The sequence below is a fragment of the Flagellimonas olearia genome (assembly GCF_004150225.1).
Taxonomy (GTDB): domain Bacteria; phylum Bacteroidota; class Bacteroidia; order Flavobacteriales; family Flavobacteriaceae; genus Flagellimonas; species Flagellimonas olearia.
In genome coordinates this window covers 22,512-45,622 of sequence record NZ_ML142916.1, presented here as the reverse complement: position 1 = coordinate 45,622, position 23,111 = coordinate 22,512, and the positions used below count along the sequence as shown (strand labels likewise).

Here is a 23,111-nt window from a genome sequence, read left to right as displayed (position 1 = left end):
CCTGACATTTTAACAATATCAGGAGTTTTCTTGAATTATCTAAAAAATAATTTAGGCATTCTCCTTTTTGATCAAGTTCAATGCGGAGCCTTCATTAAACCATGCAATCTGAGCATTGTTGTATGAATGGTTGGCAATGATGGTATCCTTGCTTCCATCGGCATGTACCACCTCAATGGTCAATGGTTTGTCCGGAGCAAATTGATCTATGTCCAAGAAGTTGAAGGTATCATCTTCTTGAATCAAATCGTAATCGCTTTCATTGGCGAAGGTCAAGGCCAACATTCCTTGCTTTTTCAAGTTGGTTTCGTGAATCCTTGCGAAAGATTTTACCAAAACAGCGGCAACACCCAAGTGGCGAGGCTGCATGGCAGCATGCTCCCTTGAAGAACCTTCTCCGTAGTTATGGTCACCCACAACCAACGTTTTGATGCCTGCTTTTTTGTATTCACGTTGGGTATCTGGAACACCACCATACTCCCCTGTCAACTGATTTTTAACAAAGTTGGTCTTTTGGTTGAAGGCATTCACTGCTCCAATCAAGGTATTGTTGGCGATATTGTCCAAATGTCCTCTGTAACGCAACCATGGTCCGGCCATGGAAATGTGATCCGTAGTACATTTTCCAAAAGCTTTGATCAACAACTTCATCCCTTGAAGGCTTGCTGGAGTGATGGGCTCAAATGGAGTCAACAATTGCAAACGCTCAGAATCTGGAGCAACGATTACATTCACACCGCTACCATCTTCCAAAGGATCCACATAACCGTTTTCCTTTACTTCAAATCCTTTTGGTGGCAATTCCCATCCTGTTGGCTCATCCAACATTACTTCCTCACCATCTTCATTGATCAAGGTGTCCGTTAATGGGTTGAAGTCCAAACGACCAGCAATCGCGATGGCAGCAGTCATTTCTGGAGAAGCCACGAAAGCGTGCGTGTTGGGGTTACCATCGGCACGTTTGGCGAAGTTACGGTTGAAGGAATGCACAATACTGTTCTTAGGTGCATTCTTTGGATCTTTGTAACGCGCCCACTGACCAATACATGGTCCACAGGCATTGGTAAAAATCTTGGCATCCAATTTTTCAAAGATTTCAAGAATTCCGTCACGCTCAGTGGTATATCGTACTTGCTCAGAACCTGGGTTGATCCCGAATTCGGCTTTGGTCTTCAATTTTTTATCCAAGGCTTGTTGCGCGATTGAAGATGCTCTGGACAAATCTTCATAAGAAGAGTTGGTACAAGAACCTATCAATCCCCACTCAACGGCCAATGGCCAATCGTTTGCTTGCGCCTTTTCCGTCATTGTACCCACTTCGGTAGCTAAATCTGGAGTAAAAGGTCCGTTTAGCAACGGCTTTAATTCTGTCAAGTTGATTTCAATAACCTGATCAAAATACTCCTCTGGATTGGCATACACCTCTGGGTCTGCGGTCAAATATTCCTTTACTTCGTTGGCTGCATCGGCAACATCTTCCCTATCTGTAGCTCTCAAGTAGCGCTCCATAGACTCATCGTATCCGAATGTGGAAGTGGTAGCGCCAATTTCAGCACCCATGTTACAAATGGTACCTTTTCCTGTACAAGACATGGAAGTGGCACCTGGGCCAAAGTATTCTACAATAGCTCCTGTTCCTCCTTTTACGGTAAGGATTTCAGCAACCTTAAGGATAACATCTTTTGGTGCGGTCCAACCGGATAGTTTACCGGTCAATTTTACACCGATCAATTTTGGGAATTTCAACTCCCAAGCCATACCGGCCATTACATCCACGGCATCGGCACCACCAACACCGATGGCTACCATTCCCAATCCACCAGCATTAACCGTGTGCGAATCGGTACCAATCATCATACCTCCAGGGAAGGCATAGTTTTCCAATACAACTTGGTGAATGATACCAGCTCCTGGTTCCCAGAATCCGATTCCGTATTTATTGGAAACCGAACCCAAGAAATCAAAAACTTCCTTACTGGTCTCGTTGGCATGCCTTAAATCGGTGGCAGCACCTTCCTTGGCCTGAATCAAGTGGTCACAGTGAACTGTAGTTGGAACCGCTACTTTATCTTTTCCTGCTTGCATAAACTGAAGCAATGCCATCTGGGCGGTTGCATCTTGGCAAGCGATTCTATCTGGAGCAAAATCAACATAATCTTTACCACGGGTAAATTTTGTGGTGGGCGTACCATCCCAAAGGTGGGAATACAATATTTTTTCAGCTAAAGTCAACGGTTTACCAACCAATTCCCGGGCCTTGTCCACACGCTCCCCCATGGAAGCGTAGACACCCTTAATCATGTCTATATCAAATGCCATTCTATTAAATGAATTTTAAGATTTTAGTAATTCGGTAAATTTACTAAAATGCTAAGTATTTTGGAATTAGAATTGATCTAAATAATGTTAGAAGATTTGTTATTTATAACAATTCTGATATTATTTTCTCTTCGGTAATACCTTCGGCTTCCGCCTTATAGTTTTTAAGGATTCTATGGCGAAGTATGCCAACTGCAACCGCTTTTACATCCTCAATATCCGGAGAAAACTTGCCGTGAATGGCTGCATGGGCCTTGGCGGCCAGTACCAAATTCTGCGAAGCCCTTGGTCCTGCTCCCCAATCCACATAGTTGTTCACGTAGTCCGAAGACCCTTCCATACCCGGTCGGGTACTATGTACCAATCGAACCGTATAGTCAACTACATTGTCCGCCACGGGAATTCTACGCACCAAATGCTGCACTTCAATGATCTCTTCGGCGTTGAACAAGGTTTTTATTTCCACCTCATCATCGGTGGTGGTGGATTTTACCACTTGGATTTCTTCCGCTATGGATGGGTATTTTAACTCAATGGCAAACATAAACCGGTCCAATTGCGCTTCAGGAAGTGGATAGGTTCCCTCCTGTTCAATTGGGTTTTGGGTGGCCAATACAAAGTAAGGCTTGTTGAGTTTGTGCTGTTTTCCTGCAATGGTCACCGCCCGTTCCTGCATGGCCTCCAACAAAGCCGCCTGCGTTTTGGGTGGTGTACGGTTGATTTCATCCGCGAGAATGATGTTACCGAAAACAGGGCCCATGATAAATTTGAAGTTACGGTCCTTGTCCAAAACCTCACTCCCCAGAATATCGCTGGGCATAAGATCGGGCGTAAACTGAATGCGTTTAAAATCGAGTCCCAAGGTCTGCGCAATGGTATTGACCATTAAGGTCTTTGCCAAACCAGGAACACCAATCAAAAGGGAATGTCCTCCCGTGTAAATGGACAACAGTATTTGTTCAATTACCTGTTCTTGGCCCACAATGACCTTGGCAATTTCCTTCTTAAGTTCTTGGTGTTTTTTTACTAGATTTTCAACAGCAGTTACGTCAGACATGCACTTATTCCTTTACCCAGTTGTTTGCAAAATCGCAATCCTTGTTTTCTGTGTTCACATGGATATAAGTGTCCTCTATATGTTCGTCCATCCATTTTTTAATGGCCTTGAACTGCTTTTCACGTAGGGCCAGTTCCTGTATTTTCAAGTAATCTTTTGCGAAATCGGCCTTATGTTCATCATAACGGTTGGAAATCTTCATGATCTTGAACTTAGGAGCTCCTCCCCTTGGATCATCTTCCCGTAATGGTCGTGAAATTTCACCATCCTTAATATCCCTTACTTGGTTGTATAGGGCAGGATCCATCTTGGTCAATTCAAAACGGGAATCGAAGTTGATGGGATTTCGAAGAAGGCCTCCATCAAACTTGGTCTCTTTTTCATCCGAAAAGTTCAAGGCAGCTTCTGCAAAGGTGTACTTTCCATCCAAAATGTGTTGTCGAATACTATCCAGCTCCTTTACCGCTTTCTCAACGGCGCTCTTAGGAACTTCAGGAATCAAAAGAATATGCCTCAAGTCCAATTCCTGTCCTCTGATTTTTTCAACATAAATGATGTGATATCCAAAATCGGTCTCAAAAGGGTCAGATATTTCCCCTTCCCGAAGGCTGAAAGCCACATCCTTGAATTCTTTGACAAAGGGAGTTTCACGCGTCATGCTGTAAAAACCGCCATTTGATTTTGATCCCGGGTCTTGGGAGTACAATATGGCCTTTACATTGAAACTGGCATCGTTTTCCACTATATCTTGCTTGATCTGCTTCAATCTGTCAACCACTTTTTGCTTCTCTTCCTCCGGTGCGGTAGGTTGTTTCACAATTTGAGCGATTTCCAACTCTGCTCCAAAAACAGGTCTTTCGTCCTCGGGTATCTTATTGAAGAACTGACGTACTTCTTCCGGTGTTACCTTAATCTCCTCAACAATACTACTCTGCATTTTTTCGGACAGCATGTTCAATTTATTGATTTCAAAAAGTTCCTGTCTAAAGCTCTCAATATCGGTTTTCTTGTAGAACTTCAATACTTTTTCCATGGAACCCACTTGCGCAATTAACTGTTGGATCTGTCTATCGCTCTGCGCGTTTACCTGATCATCGGAAACCAATAAACTGTCCTGCACGGCCTGGTGGGCATACAAACGGTCTTCCATAAGTTTTCCCAAAAGGCCACAGCGGGTGATATCCTGTACTGAAGCTCCTTGACTTTTCAGGTCTATCAACGTTTTATCGATATCGGATTCCAAGATTACATAATCCCCTATTACCGCAGCAATTCCATCCAATTTCACTTTGTTGGAAGAATTTGTAGTGTCCCGAGCGGTTCCCAAAGCCTCGTCCATTTCTTGGGCCTGTACAAGTCCCAATGATGCAACACAGGCCAAGGCCCATACTATTTTAGTTTTTGTCTTCATAAACCTCAAATTCTTTCTTCTTAATAGCTTCATCTATAATTTCGGTTTCCAGTTTTTTGATGTAGTTCAACCGTCTTCGGTTCAATATCAACTGCCGTATATCGGGCTCAATATACTCAAAAGGGGCTGTATCATTGACTTCCAGAACGTTGGTCACGATGCCCAAATATACCTCTAACGAATCTTGCAGCTCAAAAAATTGTGATTTTTTTAAGTACGAGGTCTCATTTGATGGTGTTAGGGGCGGTATTTCCTCCACCACCCTCGAGGCACTTACCCAAACGGAATCGTTGAAATGCATTTTCTTGAACTGCACCGCAATGGAATCCAAGTAACGTTTGTCCGAATCCTTCCAATTGCGAATGCGGGTCTTTACCCCGTCCAAATCCAAAAACTGGTTGGGCATGCCCACGAAGCGGAGCTGCACCAGTTTTTCATTGAGCTTGAAATTTTCCTTTTCCCGCTCGTAATACTGTTCCAGTTGTGAACGGGTCACCGCAGTGTCCTTGGCCTGAAGCACCAAAGCCTCGATATAGGCCCTGGTATACAGGTCCGCGCGATAATCGGAGACCAATCGGTCAAACTCGGCCAATTTTTCCTCTGGAAGGTTGATCTTTGATTTGGACAACAACAATTGCTTTGAAGCCCAATTGTTGATATAATTGGTCACAAACAGGGTACTGTCCTCGGCAGACATATCGTCTTGAACCAAGGCGGCAACATCTTCCCTATACAAATAGGTATCCCCTACCCGGGCCAGAGGTTCCCTTTCTTCCTGCTCCTTAAAAAAGGAGCTACAAGAGGAAATCAACACTGCTGAAGTACAGCAAAGTAGGTACAGAATGTTTTTTTGGAGCATATGCATTGCGCAAAAATAACAAATACAACATCCCGCACAAGTAGGTTCCTTTCTCATTAACAGATTTTTAGTATGCGGGCAAAGACAAGGATAATTTAGTATCTTGGCACAAACCAGATGGAATGAAGTACACCACAGAAGTTACCGTGGACCTACCGCGTGATGAATTCATTAAAAAATTGGATGACCCCGAGAACATGAAGCATTGGCAAAAAGGCCTTGTAGGTTACGAACAACTCTCTGTAAAACCAGGATTGGAAGGCGCTCAAATGAGCCTCACCTATAAAATGGGAAAACGTGACCTTCAAATGGTGGAAACCATCATAAAGCGCAATTTACCGGAAGAACTCCATACCATTTACGACGCGAAAGGCGTGCACAATATCCAAAAAAACTATTTTCACGAAGTGGATGGACAAACCAAGTGGGTTTCCGAGTGCGAATTTCAATTCTCTGGATTGGGCATGAAAGTCATGGGGTTTTTAATGCCCGGAGCTTTTAAAAAACAATCCTTGACCTATATGCAGGATTTTAAGGCCTTTGCCGAAAAAGGAATATCCGTTCTTGACACATAACCATGGAAAAAACATTGGACAGAAAAATTAAGGCCATTTGGGATTTTAGAGGTCCCAGTGCTGCACATACCGCCGAACATTACCAAATACATTTAAAAGAATTCGCCGAGGTGGAAAAGGTTCCCTTTGAGCAAATTGGTGTGGAACAGTACAGCCCATCGCACAGTATTGTGTACATGGTCATAACCGAACCCAACGTAAAAAAGGTTCGAAGTCTTCTAAGACCCAATCGCGGCGAGATCTACACGGAGAACCCGTAAAAGCGTATGAGATGAAAAGCACATTTTTTGCCTTACCCAAAAAGTGCATGGGAACCCTCCTGTTGCTGCTGATTTTTATGGGTTGTACCACTAAAAATGTCACCGATCCCCTCAAAGCCGCCCTAGCATCCGAAAATCCCCTTATCAAAAGGGTCATGGAACAATTGGATGCCCATGAAATCCAAATACGGTATACCCAGATAGACCGTCGTAACGATAGCATTCTTTTTACCGATCATGATTTTCAGGTGGATACGAACAACTACTTTTATCCGGCCAGTACGGTCAAGTTTCCTGCCGCAGTGGCCACTCTTGAAAAGCTCAATGAAGTGGACTCCCTTTCCCGGGACACCCGATTCTATATTGAGGGGGATTCCATTGAAACTACCTTCGCCAAGGCCATTTCAGAAATTTTTGCGGTTTCTGACAATGCCGCCAACAACCGATTGATTGAGTTTTTGGGACAGGATGGTGTTAACAACCGAATGTGGAACCGCGGTGTAGCTCCCATTCGTATTGCCCATAGACTGTCCACCAGCAATGCAGATGACGTGACCACCAAACCCTTGATCATTTACTTGAACGACTCCACAACCGCAGTGAGCCAACCCATCATCAACACCGCCATTCAACCCTTACAATTGAACCGGACAAAAAAAGGAAGAGGATTTTATGCGGATGATTCCCTGCAATTGGATGCTTTTGACTTTTCCTTGAAAAACTACTATCCCATCCAAGCGCAGCATGCTTTGCTGAAACGGGTCATCTTTCCGGAAGCCTTTTCCAAAGACCAGCAGTTCAACCTAAGTGAAGACCAACGTACATTTCTTTTGGAAGCCATGCATACCCTGCCGGCCAAACTAGGGTATGACCCGGAACAATATTACGACAGCTATGTAAAGTTCTTTATGTTCGGGGACGAGTTGGACCCCATACCGGACCACATCAAAATCTACAATAAGGTGGGCTATGCCTATGGCACGTTAACAGACTGCGCGTATATTCAGGATACAGAAAACAACATCGACTTTATGATCACGGCCACCATTTTGGTGAATAGTGATGGTATTTTTAATGACAATGCCTACGAATATGACGAAGTGGGTATTCCATTTTTGGCCCAGTTGGGCAGGGAACTCTACCAATATGAACTAAATCGAAAGCGATGAACAAGCTTACTTTTGACTGTTTCAACAAAAAAATCTTCATCAAGGCTTCCTTGGAAAAGTTGTATTGGTGTTGGGGGACTTCCGAAGGAATCACTTCTTGGTTTTTGAGGGAAGCCATCTACACTTCTGATGGGAAACAACGCTTACCAGAAGATTTTATTCAACCTGGAGATGATTATGTCTGGAAATGGCACAATTGGGACGGACAGGAAACCGGAAAAGTATTGCAGGCGAATGGAAGGGATTTTTTGGAGTTCACCTTTACCGGCTGCAAGGTTTCCATAAACTTGGAAGACCATGGCAAAGCGGTTCTTTTAACTTTACGGCAGTTTGAAATCCCCACCGATGAGGAAAACAAACTCAACATACACCACGGTTGCAGCAATGGCTGGACCTTCTGGCTGGCCAACCTAAAGGCCTATTTGGAACACGGAATCCTCCTCAATGAAACCGAGTTTGACCTAAGGGATATTCCTCTGTCAGGTTTCGAATTTGTGAATATGTAACTATTTGGAGGTTGTGGGAACCCCGTATAGATCAAAATCGGAGGCGTCTGTAATTTCAATATCCACAAACTCCCCAACTTTCACATAATGCTGGGCCGCATCAATCAAAACTTCATTGTCCACATCCGGGGAATCGTGCTCTGTACGCCCCACGAAATAATTGCCTTCCTTTCGATCAATAATACAACGGAAGGTTTTCCCAATCTTCCCTTGATTGAGTTCCCAAGAAATCTGGGATTGGATTTCCATGATCTCGTTGGCCCGTTGTTGTTTGGTTTCTTCAGGAACATCATCCTCCAAAGTATAGGCATGGGTGTTCTCCTCATGACTGTAGGTAAAACATCCCAAACGTTCAAATCGCATTTCCTTGACCCAGTTTTTCAAGATTTCAAAATCTGCCTCGGTCTCTCCGGGATAGCCTACAATCAGTGTGGTCCTAATGGTCATTCCAGGTACGGCCTCCCTAAAATCCTGCAACAATTTGGTGGTCTTGGCTTGGGTGGTCCCCCTTCGCATGCTTTTTAGAATGGCATCGGATATATGTTGAAGTGGAATATCTATATAGTTACAGACTTTGGGTTCATTGCGCATTACTTCCAATACATCCATGGGAAACCCTGTGGGAAATGCATAGTGCAAACGTATCCACTCAATACCTTCCACCTGTACCAGTGCCTGTAACAGCTCTGCCAAATTCCGTTTTTTGTATAGATCCAACCCGTAATAGGTAAGGTCCTGGGCTATCAGGATAAGTTCCTTGACCCCTTTGGCCGCCAGTTTCTCGGCTTCGGTCACCAAGGCTTCAATGGGTGTACTTTTATGTTTGCCCCGCATCAAGGGAATGGCACAAAAGGAACAGGGACGATCGCAACCTTCGGCAATTTTTAGATAGGCGTAGTTCTTGGGCGTGGTAGTCAAACGTTCCCCCAACAACTCATGCTTGTAATCCGCACCCAAAGCCTTTAGCAAATTGGGCAGGTCGCTGGTCCCGAAATATTCGTCCACATTGGGGATTTCCTTTTCCAAATCGGGTTTATAGCGCTCACTTAGGCAGCCTGTAACAAAAACCTTATCCACAGCTCCGGCCTCCTTCTTTTGCACATATTCCAAAATAGTGTTCACGCTCTCTTCCTTGGCATTGGCAATAAATCCGCAGGTATTGATCACCACCACATTGCCTTCCTCTTCATGAACCACTTCTTTGTTGTTGGCCCTTAATTGACCCATCAACACTTCGGAGTCGTAGACATTTTTGCTACATCCCAGTGTCACTACATTGATTTTGTTCTTTTTAAGCGATTTTGTGCGCATAGTTGCTATAAATGGAGTGCAAAAATACAACAACACAAGGCATTACATCTATTTATAAGGAGATTTTTGGTACGGGAAGAACCAGTATCACTTCTAAGAATCAATCTCGGTAGGCCTCAGGAATTTTTCTTGATTTGGTCAAATCCTCAAAAGCTTTGCCAATTCTCAGCAAATGGGCCTCCGTCCAAGGTTTTCCAATAAAGGTCAGGTTGGTTGGTCTGCCTTCCGGGCCATAGCCCATGGGGATGGTCAATGCTGGATATTCCGCCACTGCCGCCAAGCTGGAATGACTACTTCCCACACTAAGCACAGCATCCAGATTTTCCCTGTCCATAATGCTGAAATATTCTTTTCCTGATGTCTTTAAAGTTTCCTTCAAGACCTGAAAGTCCTCTTCTGATATGGAATCTTGAAGTATCCCATCAAAACGACCCTGACCGTAGGGAATCCTGACCAAGGAATCCTTTTTATTGAAGTTCACAATATCTTGAACCGATTTCACCTTCACCAGACTATCCTTGACCTGACTGTCCAAATAAGCCACTAAATCGTTCCGCATATCAATGTTCAACAAGGACAAAAAACCATCCAAAGCTACATCATTGGACTCATATTCCACTATCTGCGCACCCGCTTCCTTCAAACGGTTTACCGAAACGGCATAAAGAGAATCCTGCTCCAGCAAATCCTTCATCACCCCTAAGCGAACATTCTGGAGGGATTCCGGGTTTAACCAAGCGGATAAAATTCCAGGTTCGGGAACCACCGATTTGGAATCCTTTTCATCCTTTCCCAACATGGCATCCAATAAAATGGCATTATCCGCAACATTTTTCGTCATGGGACCCGGCGTATCCAAGGTACTGGATATGGGTACAATGCCTGTTCTACTCAACAAGCCAATGGTAGGCTTAAGGCCCACCACGGAATTATTGGTAGACGGAGAAAGAATAGATCCCGAAGTTTCGGTACCCACGGCACCCACCGCATAATTGGCCGCCGTGGATGTTCCACTACCGGCACTGGACCCTCCGGTATCAAAAATCCTTCTTCCGTAGGGATTAAGGGTCTGCCCTCCCACCGCACTTTGGCCATTAGGGCAGCCTTCGCATATATAATTGGCCCATTCACTGAGGTTCACCTTGCCCAATATCAAAGCTCCATTGGCCTTGAGGCGTTCCACAATGAAGGCATCATTGGTCTGGTTCTCCTTGAGGGCCACGGCCCCAGCTGTGGTCTTCATTCCCAAAGTCCCAATGTTGTCCTTCAGTAGGATGGGCATTCCATAAATGGGGTGATGGATCTCAAGATTTTCATCCAATCCACGTGCCTCTTCCAATACATTTGGATTTAAGGCAATGATGGTATTTAAAGTCGTATGGTTGGGCAGTTCGTACTTGTAGATCCTGTGGAGATAAAACAACACCAAATCCTCATAGGTGAATTTTCCTTGGTCGATATGGTTTTGAATGGTGGGAATATCTTGCTCCAAAACCAAAGGTTTCATCACTTCATAGCGTTCCTCCGCAAATTGGGAAACCTCTTGGTAGAGGGTCGAAAACACCTCATTCTTATCCAACACCTTGCTTTGGATGAACTTGTAGCGCATCCTCGTGTTTTCGTGCTCCGCGTTGGCGGCCACTTCCGTAGAATCATTGTAAGGGACCCACAGCACCTTGTCTTTGGAAGATTCTGCCTTTTCCAGTTTACAGGAAAAAAATCCGAGAATCAAAAAACAATATACCGCGTATTTGCCCATAGCTGTTTTCTACATCTTAAAAAAGGAATCCACAAATTCGAATTTATTGAATACTTGAAGATCGTCAATACCTTCACCTACTCCAATATATTTTACGGGAATCTGGAACTGGTCCGAAATGCCGATGACCACCCCTCCTTTTGCCGTACCGTCCAACTTGGTCACCGCCAAACTGGTCACTTCGGTGGCCTTGGTAAATTGTTTGGCTTGCTCAAAGGCATTTTGGCCTGTGGAACCATCCAACACCAAAAGAACTTCGTGCGGTGCATCGGGTACCACCTTTTGCATGACCCGCTTTACCTTGGAAAGTTCGTTCATGAGGTTGACCTTGTTATGAAGTCGGCCCGCAGTGTCTACCAGAACCACATCGGCATTCTCTGCCACGGCTGAATTCAAGGTGTCAAATGCCACGGAGGCGGGATCACTGCCCATCTTTTGCTTAACGATGGGGACGTCCACGCGTTTGGCCCATACTTCCAATTGATCAATGGCAGCAGCCCTAAAGGTATCCGCCGCACCCAAAACAACTTTCAGACCTTGGTTTTTAAACTGATGGGCCAGTTTACCAATGGTAGTGGTCTTACCCACCCCATTGACGCCCACCACCATGATCACATGGGGTTTTTTATCCGTGGGAACGGAAAATTCGGTTTCCTCACCCACATGGGTTTCAGACAAAAGCCCTGCTATTTCTTCCCTGAGGATGGTATTGAGCTCATCGGTCCCCATATATTTATCTTTGGACACCCGCTCTTCAATACGGTCTATAATCTTTAAAGTGGTGTTCACCCCAACGTCCGAGGTGACCAAGATTTCCTCCAGACTGTCCAATACCTCATCATCCACCTTGGATTTTCCGGCCACTGCCTTGCCCAACTTACCAAAGAAACTGGTTTTGGACTTTTCAAGACCCTTATCCAGGGTTTCCTTCTTTTCTTTCGAAAAAATTTTTTTGAATAAACTCATCAGATATACATCATTCCAAGCCTCAAAGATAGGAAAGTACGGGCAGTTTTGTTAAAACAAAATGGCTTTTACCGCATTCCCACATCTTCCAAAGCAGCCTACCACACACGCCTACAAACCTCATATACCCAAGGTTTTACCGATGAAATGCACGGCTACACAACAAATATTATAACACTTTTGGCAACCCGCTTACTTTTATATTGGTTTAGTTTCTCAACCTATACCATGAAAAAACCTCACAACAAACTATATTTAATAGCTGCGATCCTGTTTTCCATAACAGTTTCCGCACAAGACACCTTTTCTGATACCTTTAGTTCAGTATCCTACTCCAATAACAATGGCTCCCAAAATTGGGCAACGAATTGGATAGAATCCGGTGACGACAGCTCGGCTTCCAGTGGCTATATACGGATAACCGGAAACGAATTACGATTTAGTTATCTGTGGACCGAAAATATTAGAAGGAGAGCTGACTTGAGCGGATATACTGCCGCCACTCTTACTTTTGATTGGCAGACCTCCAGTCTTGAATCCGGGGAGACCTTGGCGATTCAAATTTCCAGTGACGGGTCTTCCTATACCACTTTAGATACATTTGCCGGCTCAACCAGCGGTTCTTTTAGCCAAGATATAACCAGTTATATCTCTAGCAATACCACCATACGATTTATGAAAGGAGGTGCGGACTGGAGCCAAAGCAACGACCGTGCTTATATTGACAATGTTGAAATCTCGGCCACCTCCATTCCGGTCATAGATACGGACAATGACGGTATCAGTGATGCCGTAGACCTGGACGATGACAATGATGGTATCACGGATGAGGAGGAATATTGTACCTCGATCAGCGCTTCATTTTTAACGTCGGCCGATGTTGGTGAACGATCAGTGGTCATCAATCATACCGACACGGGATACTTACGACTCGATTTTTCGTCCATGGACAACTCCTTTCAATTGGATATCAACGGAACCACCGTGCACCCCTCTATTTTAGAATTTGAAAATGGTGCCCTTGGCGGTGGTGAAGAATACTTTGTATTTCAATCAGATGGTAGCTTTATCAGCTCTCCATGGACCGCAAACTCCAACGGTTTACCCAGACTACGATTGATTATAGACGAGTTTGGTCAAGCCAACTTGTATGGCACCAAGACCACTTCCTCCACTTCATTGGAATTGATGCAGGCCCAAGGAGGCACACCATTCAACACCATAACATGGGTGCCGGGCAACAATAACACCTTTACCGTGACCAATCAGGCCGGACCCGGTCCAGAAGGGTTTACAGGCGACCTATTTGCCAGTGCCATTTGCGATACCGACGGGGATGGTATCAGCAACGAATTGGATTTGGATTCCGACAATGATGGAATATTCGATATTGTCGAGTCTGGAGTATTGAACTTGGGAGGGGTTTCCGACAGCAATAATGACGGGGTCATTGACGGGGCAACATCCGGTTCCGGGAACAATGGACTATATAATGGCATTGAAGACAATGATACCGTTTATGCCATCCCAACCTACTCCGTATTGGATTCTGATGCCGATGGCACCTACGACCCCTACAGCACCGATGCGGATGGGGATAGCTGCAATGATGTAGTGGAATCTGGTTTTACCGATAACAATGATGATGGGTATTTGGGGCCATTGCCCATAACCGTAGATGTGAACGGTGTGGTCACCAGTGGTTCGGACGGCTATACAACACCAGCTGACAATGATTCCAACACCACATATGATTATAGGGAAGCTGGAACAGTACCCAGCATCTCCTCACAACCTGCCAATGTAACCACATGTCCAGGTTGTTCCACCACCATATCCGTATCATCGACAGCAGACCAATTTCAATGGCAGGTGTTCAGCGGCGGATCATGGAGCAATCTCACAGATACGGGGATTTATTCCGGAACCACCACCAGTACGCTATCCATCACCAATCCAACACCCTCGGAGCACAATAACCAATACCGGGTAATCGTGACCAATGATGGCTATATCTGCGGGAATACCTCATCCAATACAGCTACATTGACACTTCAAGTGAATACCGTGGTCACCAACCGTAGAATCACCTATCGGGTAAATAAAAACTAAGACGGGAGTGTTTTTTAAATAAACGTGACCCTAAAGCATAAAAAAACCGCCTAAAAGGCGGTTTCACTATTTTGTATGATCAAGAAAATAAAAGGATACTCCTTAATTCTTGTTCAACCAATCGTTGACCATTTCAGGGGCCATAACAGATTCTACAAATGTGTATGCTCCTGATTTAGGTGATTTTACCATTTTAATGGCCTTGGTCAATCTTTTGGATGATGACTGAAGGGTTGCTACTGTTTTCTTTGCCATGGCTTATATTTTTTAGGTCTACTATGGAAAAACCTATTATTTAATTTCTTTGTGAACGGTCATACGCTTAAGGATAGGATTGAATTTTTTGATTTCCATCCTGTCTGGCGTATTCTTCTTGTTCTTGGTGGTAATGTACCTAGAAGTACCTGGCATGCCAGACTCTTTATGCTCTGTACATTCCAAAATTACCTGAATCCTATTTCCTTTCTTTGCCATTGTATCGTACTTAAGATCTTAGACTACTTACTTTTTGGAATTGATTTCCTTCAACACAGCAGAGATTCCTCTTTTGTTGATGATCTTCAACCCTCTGGACGACACGTTCAAGGTTACCCAGCGGTCTTCTTCCGGAATGTAAAATTTCTTCTTGGAAATATTTACATCGAATCTTCTCTTCGTTTTATTGATAGAGAAAGAAACGTTGTTCCCGAACATCACTTTCTTTCCTGTAACTTCACAAACTTTAGACATCTCCCTAACTATTTGAGTGATTTTATTGAGGCTGCAAATTTATACCATTTTAATGGGACGTACAAAATTCTTTTTCAGAAATTTAAAATTTCTTTTAAAAGGAGCTCAAAAGCCTTGTTCACAGACTTCTCTACAACACGTTCCCGATGGTTTCCCATATTGAATTTCTCCGCAAAAGTACGTTTGGGCGTACTAATGGCAATATAAACCGTTCCTACATCAGCATCGGAATCTCCTTTGGTGGGGCCTGCATTGCCCGTAGTGGCTATGGCAAAGTCCGTATCCAGAATATTCCTGACATTTTTGGCCATGGCCATGGCCACTTCCGCGCTTACCACGGAATGTTCCTGGATCAACGCTTCGGGAATCTCCAACAACTTTATCTTGGTCTCGGTGGCATAGCTCACCACGCTGCCTTTAAAATATTGGGAGGCCCCGGGTATGGAGGTAATCTCTTCCGCAATCCTTCCTCCCGTAAAACTTTCGGCGGTGGCCAAAGTCAAATGTTTTTCGGTAAGCAAAGTGGCTATCTGGGCTTCCACGGACGCCTCTTCCTCTTCACCATAGATAATATCACCAATAAGGGCATATAATTTCCCCACCTCCTCATTCACGGCAGAAACAACCTCCTCCTTATCCAGCCCCCTAGCGGAAAGTCGGAGTCGTACCTTGCCCAAATTGGGCAGATACGCCAACTTAACGAACGAAGGAAGGTTATCTTCCCAGTCCTCTATCTTCTCGGCAAGTGCACTTTCCCCCAAACCATAGGTCAATATGGTTCGATGTAAAATGAAGGGGCGATCAAATTTTTCCATGATCATGGGCAAAACGGAAGCGCTCATCAGATTTTTCATTTCCATGGGAACGCCAGGAAGTGACACATAAACTGTCTGGCCTTTTTCCATCCATAGCCCGGGTGCGGTACCATAAGCATTGTGCAACACCGTGGCCCTTGAAGGGACCAAGGCCTGCTTCCGGTTCAATTCTGAAATGGGTGTGGAGATGTACTTTTTGAACAACACCTCAATGTGTGCCAGCACGTTCTGGTCCATAATGAGTTCATCCCCAAAATAATCACAAAGGGTATGTTTGGTAACATCATCCTTGGTAGGGCCCAAACCTCCTGTTATGATGACCACCGAAGATCTATTGCCCGCTTCCTCCATAGCATTCAGGATATGCTCTTTATCATCCTGAATAGAGGTAATCTGATAGACGGAAACGCCTATTTTATTCAGTTCCTTGGCAATAAAAGTGGAATTGGAATCAATAATCTGCCCAATAAGGATTTCATCCCCAATGGTGATGATCTCTGCTTGCATCTATAGATTAAAATCGTTCTTGAGTTCGGATACCACTTGGAGAACATCCTTCTTCAAAAGAGGGAATTTTTGCTCAATCTCGTCAAAATTACCGGTGTTCTTTCCCAAGGTTTCAATTTCCAATGCTCTATCCCTGGTCTGCTCCATCCCCAAAATATCCACGTTGGGCTTTATCTTATGTGCCAACTTATATACATTTTCGTAGTCCTTTTGACTGATGGCTTTTTCCAAGCCTTCCAAATCTTCCGGGACTTCTTCCAAAAAAACGGCAATAACGGAGTTGATGAAATCTTGGTCTCCTTCGGCCATTTCATTAATCTTATCGAGGCTGTAAATCATTATCTTACGTTAATTTCAAATAGTTGCTCTCCTTCAAGCATCCCTGAAAGGTAGTCATTTGGACTTACTTTACCAACACCCGCCGGAGTACCCGTAAACAAAATATCTCCCTTTTTGAGCATAAAATATGTGGATACATGGGCAATGAGCTCATCTATCTTCCACAACATCAAGGAAGTGTTTCCTTCTTGCACTTTTTCACCGTTCTTGCTTAAAGAAAAGTTTAAATCGTCCACATTCTTGAATTGGGATTTGGGCAACCATTTTCCAATCACTGCCGCGCCATCAAACCCCTTGGCCTTTTCCCATGGCAGCCCCTTTGCCTTCAATTTCGCCTGGAGGTCTCTCGCGGTAAAGTCGATTCCCAAACCTACCTCATCATAGTAATTGCCGGCAAACTTTGGATCAATATGTTTTCCCACCTTTTTGATTTTCACCAAGACCTCCACCTCATGGTGCACATCATCGGAAAATTCAGGAATATAAAAATCCTGCTCCTTGGGCAGAATGGCAGAATCCGGTTTAATGAAAACCACGGGTTCATCTGGGCGTTCGTTCTTGAGTTCATCAATATGCGCAGCATAGTTTCTACCTATACATATCAATTTCATAGCGTGTTCTTTTTAAGGTTGACTCTTAGGAGAGTTTGTTGTTGAGTTTGCTCAACTTGATCTGAGTAAGCACTTTTTTGGTATACAACGGAAAGTCGGCATTCAGAATCCATCCAAAGTATCCGGGTTCCGATTCCATGATTTCATGGACCGTTTTTCCTTTGTGTTTTCCAAAGGCAAAAATAGGTTGATCCTCTTCATTGATGCCTATAAATCCGGCAAAATCCATGGATTGCTTTCGGGTTGTGAATTCCGATAGTTTTTTAATGTTGTTCTCCAAATCCGGATAGCGTTCCAATTGGGCCAACAACACTTCGTAGGTAGCCATGGTATCAGCCTCGGCACTGTGGGCATCGTCCAAATTTTTATCACAATAGAATTTATAGGCCGCTTCCAGAGTACGCTTTTCCATTTTATGGAAAATGGTCTGCACATCCACCGAAACCGTGCTCTTCATATCAAAGTCCACATCGGAACGCAACATTTCCTCGGCCAACAGGGGAATATCAAAACGATCGGAATTGAAACCGCCCAGATCACTGTCCTTGATCATTTTGTAAATTTCCTTGGAAAGCTGTTTAAAGGTGGGCTCGTTGGCCACCTTTTCATCGGATATACCGTGAATTTCCGTTGATTCTGGAGGAATGGGCATTTCCGGGTTCACCAACCAGGTCTTACTTTCCTTATTTCCATTGGGAAAAATTTTAAGGATGGAAATTTCCACGATTCGGTCTTTGGCCACATTGGTTCCCGTAGTCTCGAGATCAAAAAAACAAATGGGCTTGGTCAATTGTAACTGCATGTAACTTTTTTATCTTGATTTAGAAAATATCCATGTCAACAACTCGGGTTCTGCAAAGGCATTGTCCCAGCTGTTGTGCCCCACACCTGGATAAACGGAATATTTTATATTGATGCCCTCTTTTTCCATGGCTTCCACCATTTGGGCCGAATATTTTTCGGGCACACTCTTGTCGTCTGTCCCATGAAAGACCCACCAGCTGGACTTCCTAAGTCGTTTTCCAATTTTTGGATTTGCCCCGCCACAGATGGGAAAAGCGGCGGCAAACATCCGTGGGTTGCGGCGCACCAGTTCAAAGGTGCCCATACCGCCCATGGAAAGCCCTCCAACATATAGTTGATCCCGCTCCAATTTATAATTCCTTTTCAGGTATTTTAAAAGTCCTTCGAGTAAGAGCATGTCTTGGGTAGGTTTGGATTTTTCGTAGAATACGAACTCCCGATCGGCCCCTCCCCCTTCAACACCTATCCTTGCCCATGAGCTATTGGCCCTACATTGGGGAAACACCACTATGGCCGGATGTGCATTTCTGTTTTCATCCTGTGCAAAAAGACTTGCCCCATGCATCAATTGCGAGGTATTGTCATTGCCACGTTCCCCGGAACCATGCAGAAACAACAGTAACGGATACTTCTTTGTAGGGTCGAAATTTTTGGGTAACAATATCCTGTATGGAAGAGTATCTCCTTTCTTTACGAAGTATTCTTTTTTATATGCGTCATTATTTTGCGCAAATGAAAAATTACTGCATAAATAAATCGCCAGAGCACAGGTTAGTAGGATTTTAATTCTCATGTAGGTAAAATGATTAGAATCCCTAAAATACTAATAGTTGATAGAAAACCTTACTTTTTAGGATTAGATTTCCCTATTCATGTCCCAAGCTTCGAGATAATCGGCTACAGTCTTGACAAACATTCCTCCCAACGCCCCGTTCACCACCCGGTGATCGTAACTGTGGGACAGGAACATTTTACTTCGGATACCAATATATTCCCCTTGGTCGGTTTCAATGACGGATGGAATCTTACGAATGGCCCCCAAGGCCAAAATACCAACTTGCGGCTGGTTGATAATGGGAGTTCCAAAGACACTGCCAAAAGAACCCACATTGGTAACGGTATAGGTACCGTCTTTGATCTCGTCCGGTTTCAGTTGATTGGTACGTGACCTATTGGCCAAATCGTTCACGGTTTTTGCCATACCCACCAAATTGAGTTGGTCCGCATTCTTGATAACGGGCACGATAAGGTTTCCATCGGGAAGCGCAGCGGCCATCCCAAGGTTGATGTTTTTCTTTTTGATGACCTTGTCCCCATCCAACGAAATGTTCATCAGCGGGTATTTTTTCAAGGCTACGGCCACAGCTTCCATAAAAATCGGGGTAAAGGTGAGCCTTTCACCTTCACGCTCCTCAAAGCTCTTCTTTACCTTGTTCCTCCAATTGACCACGTTGGTAACATCCACCTCCACAAAACTCTGGACATGGGCCGATGTGGCCAGACTATCCACCATATGTTGGGCAATGAGCTTGCCCATTCGGGTCAACGGTATGATCTCGTCCCCTGCCCCTACTTGAACGGGGGCCGGTTTTGGTTTCTCGACCGTTTCCTTTTGCTCTTGTGGAGCTGCCTCAACGGTTTTTATTGGTGCACTAACGGGTGTATCCGCCGGTTTATGACTCCCATTGGTGGAGCGATTTTCCAAAAAGGCCTTGATATCATTCTTGGTGACTCTTCCTTCTTTTCCGGTGCCTATGATGGATTCCAATTCTTCCATGGAAACCCCTTCTTCCTTGGCAATGTTCTTCACCAAGGGGGAATAAAATCGTTCTGTCCCTGAAAAATCAGGAGCGGGAGCAGGTGCCGATACGGACTCCTTTACATGGGCCATTTGGTTTTCCAAGGCCATGGCAGATTCTTCCACCACCACTTCTTCCGCAACATCGGATACATCCACATTGGATTCTTCACTATCAACCGCTCCTTCAATCTGAATCACGGCAACCACTTCGCCTACTTTAATGACATCATCCACATTGAATCGTTTTTCCAACAGCACACCCTCTACCTCGCTGGGCACTTCGGAATCTACCTTGTCGGTGGCGATTTCAAATACGGCCTCGTCCATTTCAATGGTGTCCCCCACTTCTTTGAGCCAAGTGGTCAATGTTGCTTCGGCAACACTCTCTCCCATCTGCGGTAATTTCAATTCAAATTTTGACATATTCTTATTTATCGAAGTGATATTGACTTACTTTTTGCAAAAATACTAAAGAAATTGACTCTTCATTGATTTATGCGCATAAATTAATGACAATCAAGTGGCCTTAATGGAACTTTCAAAGGGAACGCGGTTCAAAATGCTTCTTCCCAAAGTAACCTCATCGGCATATTCCAACTCGTCGCCCACCGAAATTCCCCGGGCAATGGTGGAGGTGGCCACTTCCGTGCCTTCCAATTGCCGATAGATATAGAAATTGGTGGTATCTCCCTCCATGGTGGAACTCAATGCAAAAATGAGCTCTTTTATGGTTCCTTCCTTTACCCTTTGCACCAAAGAGGTAATGTTCAAGTCCTGCGGCCCCACACCTTCCATGGGGGATATCTTTCCGCCTAGCACATGGTACAGACCATTGTACTGCGAAGTGTTCTCTATGGCCATTACATCCCTGATATCCTCTACCACACAGACCACGGTTCCATCCCTTTTGGTACTGGCGCAAATTTCGCACAGCTCTGTATCCGAGATATTGTGGCACTTTTTACAAAAATTGACCTCGCTCTTGAGTTTCACAAGGGCATTGGACAGATGTTCGGTGCGTTCTTCGGGCTGTTTCAAGAGATGCAGTACCAACCGCAAGGCGGTCCGCTTGCCTATTCCTGGCAACTGGGACATTTCGTGAACGGCATTCTGCAATAGCTTTGATGAAAATTCCATAGCCTTGATTGTTCCAACAAAATTACGATTTTAGCGTTACCAATTAACTTTTGTACTTTGCAAATCAAAATACATTTATGACAGCCACACAAATTCTCCTACTCATCGGTGCCTATTTCTTGGTGCTGATCCTAATTTCTTATTTTACCGGTAAAAACGACTCCAACGTAGATTTCTTCAAGGCAGGAAAGCAATCCCCTTGGTACGTGGTTGCCTTTGGCATGGTAGGTGCCTCCCTCTCTGGAGTAACGTTTATTTCGGTTCCGGGATGGGTAGCGGATATCCAGTTCAACTATTTTCAGGTGGTGATCGGATACATTTTTGGGTATTTGGTGGTGGCTTTTGTCTTGTTACCGCTCTACTACAAACTCAACCTGACTTCCATTTACGAGTATTTATTGGAACGCTTTGGTACCGTGAGCCATAAAACCGGGGCTTTTTTCTTTTTTATTTCCAGGGTTTTGGGAGCCTCTTTCCGGTTGTTCTTGGTGGCCATAGTATTGCAACAGTTTGTTTTTGATGACCTTGGGGTTCGGTTTGAGTTCACCGTTACCATTTCAATCTTATTGATATGGCTCTATACCAACCGTGGTGGTATAAAAACCATTGTGTGGACCGATACGTTACAGACACTTTTCATGTTAACTGCCGTTGTCCTTTCCATAATACTCATCAACGATGCCCTGGGCTGGAGCTTTGGTGAATTTTTGGCATCCGATGAGCTTAAGGACTACAGTTCCATTTTACAAACGGACATTCTGGACCGTAATTATTTCATCAAATCATTTTTGGGCGGTATGTTCGTGACCATCTGTATGACGGGGTTGGATCAAGACATGATGCAAAAGAACCTTACCTGTAAATCCTTGAAAGATGCCCAAAAGAATATGGTATCCTTCACATTTGTTTTGGTTGGTGCCAAGATTTTATTCTTACTACTTGGAGCCCTACTTTTTATCTACGCCAAGAGAGAGTCCATTGCTATGCCCCTAATGGATGGTACCCCAAAGACCGATTTGCTATTCCCTGAAATTGCATTGAACGGAGGGTTGGGGCTTGCCCTTGCGGTCACCTTCATGTTGGGCCTTATTGCCGCAGCCTATAGTAGTGCCGATAGTGCCCTTACCTCATTGACCACATCTTTCTGTGTGGATTTTTTAAATGTGGAGAAAAAGAGTGAATCCGAACAAAAGAAAATACGGAAACGAACCCATATCGCCATGAGCTTTATATTGGTGGTGGTCATCATTGCCTTTAAATATATTCTGAGCAGCAACGTGATCGACAGTCTTTTAACTGTGGCCGGATATACCTATGGACCACTTTTGGGACTTTTTGCCTTTGGCATTTTCACTAAACACACCATCAAAGACAAGTATGTTTGGATTGTTGCGATACTTTCGGTGGTCATCATAGCATCGGTAGCCAGCATTCCAGCCTCATATTTGGGTGGGTATTCGGTAGGATATGAACTACTGCCACTAAATGGATTGTTGACCTTTTTCGGACTTTGGCTGATTCGGAATAAAGGAGCCAACGTCAGTACTGCCCAGTAGCAAGAAGAACCAAGGTACAGGCTTCCTGTACCTCAATACCCTCTTTTGAAAGAATTTCTTGGAATTCAGGGTTTTCCGTACCAGGGTTAAAAATGACCCTCCGCGGTTTTAAATCCACTATCTTTTGATAGTATTCCTTTTGCCTTTTTGGATTTAAATACAAGGTTACGGTATCAATATTTTGAAAATTGTCCAAGTTGTCCGTAATTTGTATTCCTGATACAGTTCCCCGACTTATCCCAAATGCGGTTGTTTCCACATGGTTTTCAACCAATCTACGAATTGCTATATTGCTGTATCTTCCAGGGTTTGTTGAAGCCCCAATGACAAGTGTTTGGCCCATTTGTTAATTTATGTGTTAAACTGGGTTAAAGATTGCAACTTTTTATAAAAAATAGCGTCTATTGTATATAAGAAATCATTCATTGGTAAGACTGTATTTTTTATAGTTAATGGTTAGTGTTTAGTATAGCTTATCAATGTAAAACCCTGGCAGTCAACTTCGGTT

The 23,111-nt window shown here is 44.1% G+C and carries 24 protein-coding genes; 6 read left to right on the top strand and 18 right to left on the bottom strand.

The window, feature by feature from the left end; genetic code table 11:
• Nucleotides 1-51: 51 nt before the first annotated feature.
• From DN53_RS17300 to DN53_RS17285, 4 genes are all read right to left on the bottom strand, one after another.
• Nucleotides 52-2,319: an aconitate hydratase gene (locus tag DN53_RS17300; protein WP_129656173.1), complete on the bottom strand. Its 2,268-nt coding sequence runs from the start codon at nt 2,317-2,319 to the stop codon at nt 52-54.
• 103 nt (nt 2,320-2,422) lie between these two features.
• Nucleotides 2,423-3,376 carry an AAA family ATPase gene (locus tag DN53_RS17295; RefSeq protein ID WP_129656172.1) on the bottom strand — a complete coding sequence of 318 codons (954 nt, stop codon included), beginning with the start codon at nt 3,374-3,376 and terminating at the stop codon, nt 2,423-2,425.
• Between the two features lie 4 nt (nt 3,377-3,380).
• Entirely contained in the window at nt 3,381-4,787 is a 1,407-nt protein-coding gene (locus DN53_RS17290; RefSeq protein WP_129656171.1) for a peptidylprolyl isomerase, read from the bottom strand.
• A complete protein-coding gene (locus DN53_RS17285) occupies nt 4,771-5,646 on the bottom strand; it encodes a peptidyl-prolyl cis-trans isomerase (protein WP_242502235.1) in 876 nt (291 codons plus the stop codon). The genes DN53_RS17290 and DN53_RS17285 overlap by 17 nt, the downstream gene beginning before the upstream one ends.
• Before the next feature lie 122 nt (nt 5,647-5,768).
• Between DN53_RS17285 and DN53_RS17280 the strand changes: the two genes are divergently transcribed.
• From DN53_RS17280 to DN53_RS17265, 4 genes are read left to right on the top strand one after another with little or no spacing between them, the layout of a single operon-like run.
• Nucleotides 5,769-6,221 (top strand): SRPBCC family protein, encoded by a 453-nt coding sequence (locus DN53_RS17280; RefSeq protein WP_129656169.1) that lies wholly within the window; start codon nt 5,769-5,771, stop codon nt 6,219-6,221.
• A gap of 2 nt (nt 6,222-6,223) precedes the next feature.
• Complete coding sequence (locus tag DN53_RS17275; protein ID WP_242502234.1) at nt 6,224-6,481, top strand: hypothetical protein; 258 nt, start codon at nt 6,224-6,226, stop codon at nt 6,479-6,481.
• Between the two features lie 11 nt (nt 6,482-6,492).
• Complete coding sequence (locus tag DN53_RS17270) at nt 6,493-7,650, top strand: serine hydrolase (RefSeq protein WP_242502232.1); 1,158 nt, start codon at nt 6,493-6,495, stop codon at nt 7,648-7,650.
• On the top strand, nt 7,647-8,156 hold the full coding sequence (locus DN53_RS17265; protein ID WP_129656168.1) for an SRPBCC family protein: 510 nt from the start codon (nt 7,647-7,649) through the stop codon (nt 8,154-8,156). The genes DN53_RS17270 and DN53_RS17265 overlap by 4 nt, the downstream gene beginning before the upstream one ends.
• On the opposite strand, the gene rimO is transcribed toward DN53_RS17265, so the two are convergent.
• The 3 genes from rimO to ftsY form a co-directional block, all read right to left on the bottom strand.
• On the bottom strand, nt 8,157-9,467 hold the full coding sequence (gene rimO, locus DN53_RS17260; RefSeq protein ID WP_129656167.1) for a 30S ribosomal protein S12 methylthiotransferase RimO: 1,311 nt from the start codon (nt 9,465-9,467) through the stop codon (nt 8,157-8,159).
• 100 nt (nt 9,468-9,567) lie between these two features.
• Nucleotides 9,568-11,226: an amidase family protein gene (locus DN53_RS17255; protein WP_129656166.1), complete on the bottom strand. Its 1,659-nt coding sequence runs from the start codon at nt 11,224-11,226 to the stop codon at nt 9,568-9,570.
• A 9-nt stretch (nt 11,227-11,235) separates the two neighbouring features.
• Complete coding sequence (gene ftsY / locus DN53_RS17250; RefSeq protein WP_129656165.1) at nt 11,236-12,192, bottom strand: signal recognition particle-docking protein FtsY; 957 nt, start codon at nt 12,190-12,192, stop codon at nt 11,236-11,238.
• 228 nt (nt 12,193-12,420) lie between these two features.
• Here ftsY and DN53_RS17245 point away from each other — a divergent pair, with 228 nt between their 5' ends.
• A complete protein-coding gene (locus DN53_RS17245; RefSeq protein ID WP_129656164.1) occupies nt 12,421-14,304 on the top strand; it encodes an immunoglobulin domain-containing protein in 1,884 nt (627 codons plus the stop codon).
• A gap of 102 nt (nt 14,305-14,406) precedes the next feature.
• On the opposite strand, the gene DN53_RS17240 is transcribed toward DN53_RS17245, so the two are convergent.
• The 10 genes from DN53_RS17240 to recR form a co-directional block, all read right to left on the bottom strand.
• Nucleotides 14,407-14,559: a DUF4295 domain-containing protein gene (locus tag DN53_RS17240; RefSeq protein ID WP_129656163.1), complete on the bottom strand. Its 153-nt coding sequence runs from the start codon at nt 14,557-14,559 to the stop codon at nt 14,407-14,409.
• Nucleotides 14,560-14,595: 36 nt separating this feature from the next.
• On the bottom strand, nt 14,596-14,778 hold the full coding sequence (rpmG, locus tag DN53_RS17235) for a 50S ribosomal protein L33 (protein ID WP_031444791.1): 183 nt from the start codon (nt 14,776-14,778) through the stop codon (nt 14,596-14,598).
• A 27-nt stretch (nt 14,779-14,805) separates the two neighbouring features.
• A complete protein-coding gene (gene rpmB / locus DN53_RS17230) occupies nt 14,806-15,033 on the bottom strand; it encodes a 50S ribosomal protein L28 (RefSeq protein WP_116219403.1) in 228 nt (75 codons plus the stop codon).
• Between the two features lie 74 nt (nt 15,034-15,107).
• The gene (locus DN53_RS17225) at nt 15,108-16,355 is read right to left on the bottom strand and encodes a competence/damage-inducible protein A (RefSeq protein ID WP_129656162.1); all 1,248 of its coding nucleotides are present in this window, start codon (nt 16,353-16,355) and stop codon (nt 15,108-15,110) included.
• Nucleotides 16,356-16,694 carry an Hpt domain-containing protein gene (locus tag DN53_RS17220; RefSeq protein ID WP_129656161.1) on the bottom strand — a complete coding sequence of 113 codons (339 nt, stop codon included), beginning with the start codon at nt 16,692-16,694 and terminating at the stop codon, nt 16,356-16,358.
• Nucleotides 16,694-17,305 (bottom strand): fumarylacetoacetate hydrolase family protein, encoded by a 612-nt coding sequence (locus DN53_RS17215; protein WP_129656160.1) that lies wholly within the window; start codon nt 17,303-17,305, stop codon nt 16,694-16,696. Before DN53_RS17215 ends, DN53_RS17220 begins: the two co-directional genes overlap by 1 nt.
• A 25-nt stretch (nt 17,306-17,330) precedes the next feature.
• The gene (locus tag DN53_RS17210) at nt 17,331-18,107 is read right to left on the bottom strand and encodes a 3'-5' exonuclease (RefSeq protein ID WP_129656159.1); all 777 of its coding nucleotides are present in this window, start codon (nt 18,105-18,107) and stop codon (nt 17,331-17,333) included.
• A gap of 9 nt (nt 18,108-18,116) precedes the next feature.
• On the bottom strand, nt 18,117-18,770 hold the full coding sequence (locus DN53_RS17205; protein ID WP_242502230.1) for a carboxylesterase family protein: 654 nt from the start codon (nt 18,768-18,770) through the stop codon (nt 18,117-18,119).
• 195 nt (nt 18,771-18,965) lie between these two features.
• Nucleotides 18,966-20,333 carry a dihydrolipoamide acetyltransferase family protein gene (locus DN53_RS17200; RefSeq protein ID WP_129656157.1) on the bottom strand — a complete coding sequence of 456 codons (1,368 nt, stop codon included), beginning with the start codon at nt 20,331-20,333 and terminating at the stop codon, nt 18,966-18,968.
• A gap of 93 nt (nt 20,334-20,426) precedes the next feature.
• A complete protein-coding gene (gene recR / locus DN53_RS17195) occupies nt 20,427-21,047 on the bottom strand; it encodes a recombination mediator RecR (protein WP_129656156.1) in 621 nt (206 codons plus the stop codon).
• A 77-nt stretch (nt 21,048-21,124) separates the two neighbouring features.
• Between recR and DN53_RS17190 the strand changes: the two genes are divergently transcribed.
• Nucleotides 21,125-22,603, top strand: a complete 1,479-nt coding sequence (locus DN53_RS17190) for a sodium:solute symporter (RefSeq protein WP_129656155.1) — start codon at nt 21,125-21,127, stop codon at nt 22,601-22,603.
• Here the strand turns inward: DN53_RS17190 and DN53_RS17185 are convergent.
• Nucleotides 22,587-22,946, bottom strand: coding sequence for a CoA-binding protein (locus tag DN53_RS17185; protein ID WP_129656154.1), 360 nt, complete (start codon nt 22,944-22,946; stop codon nt 22,587-22,589). The two genes, DN53_RS17190 and DN53_RS17185, sit on opposite strands and share 17 nt — an antisense overlap.
• Nucleotides 22,947-23,111 lie beyond the last annotated feature (165 nt).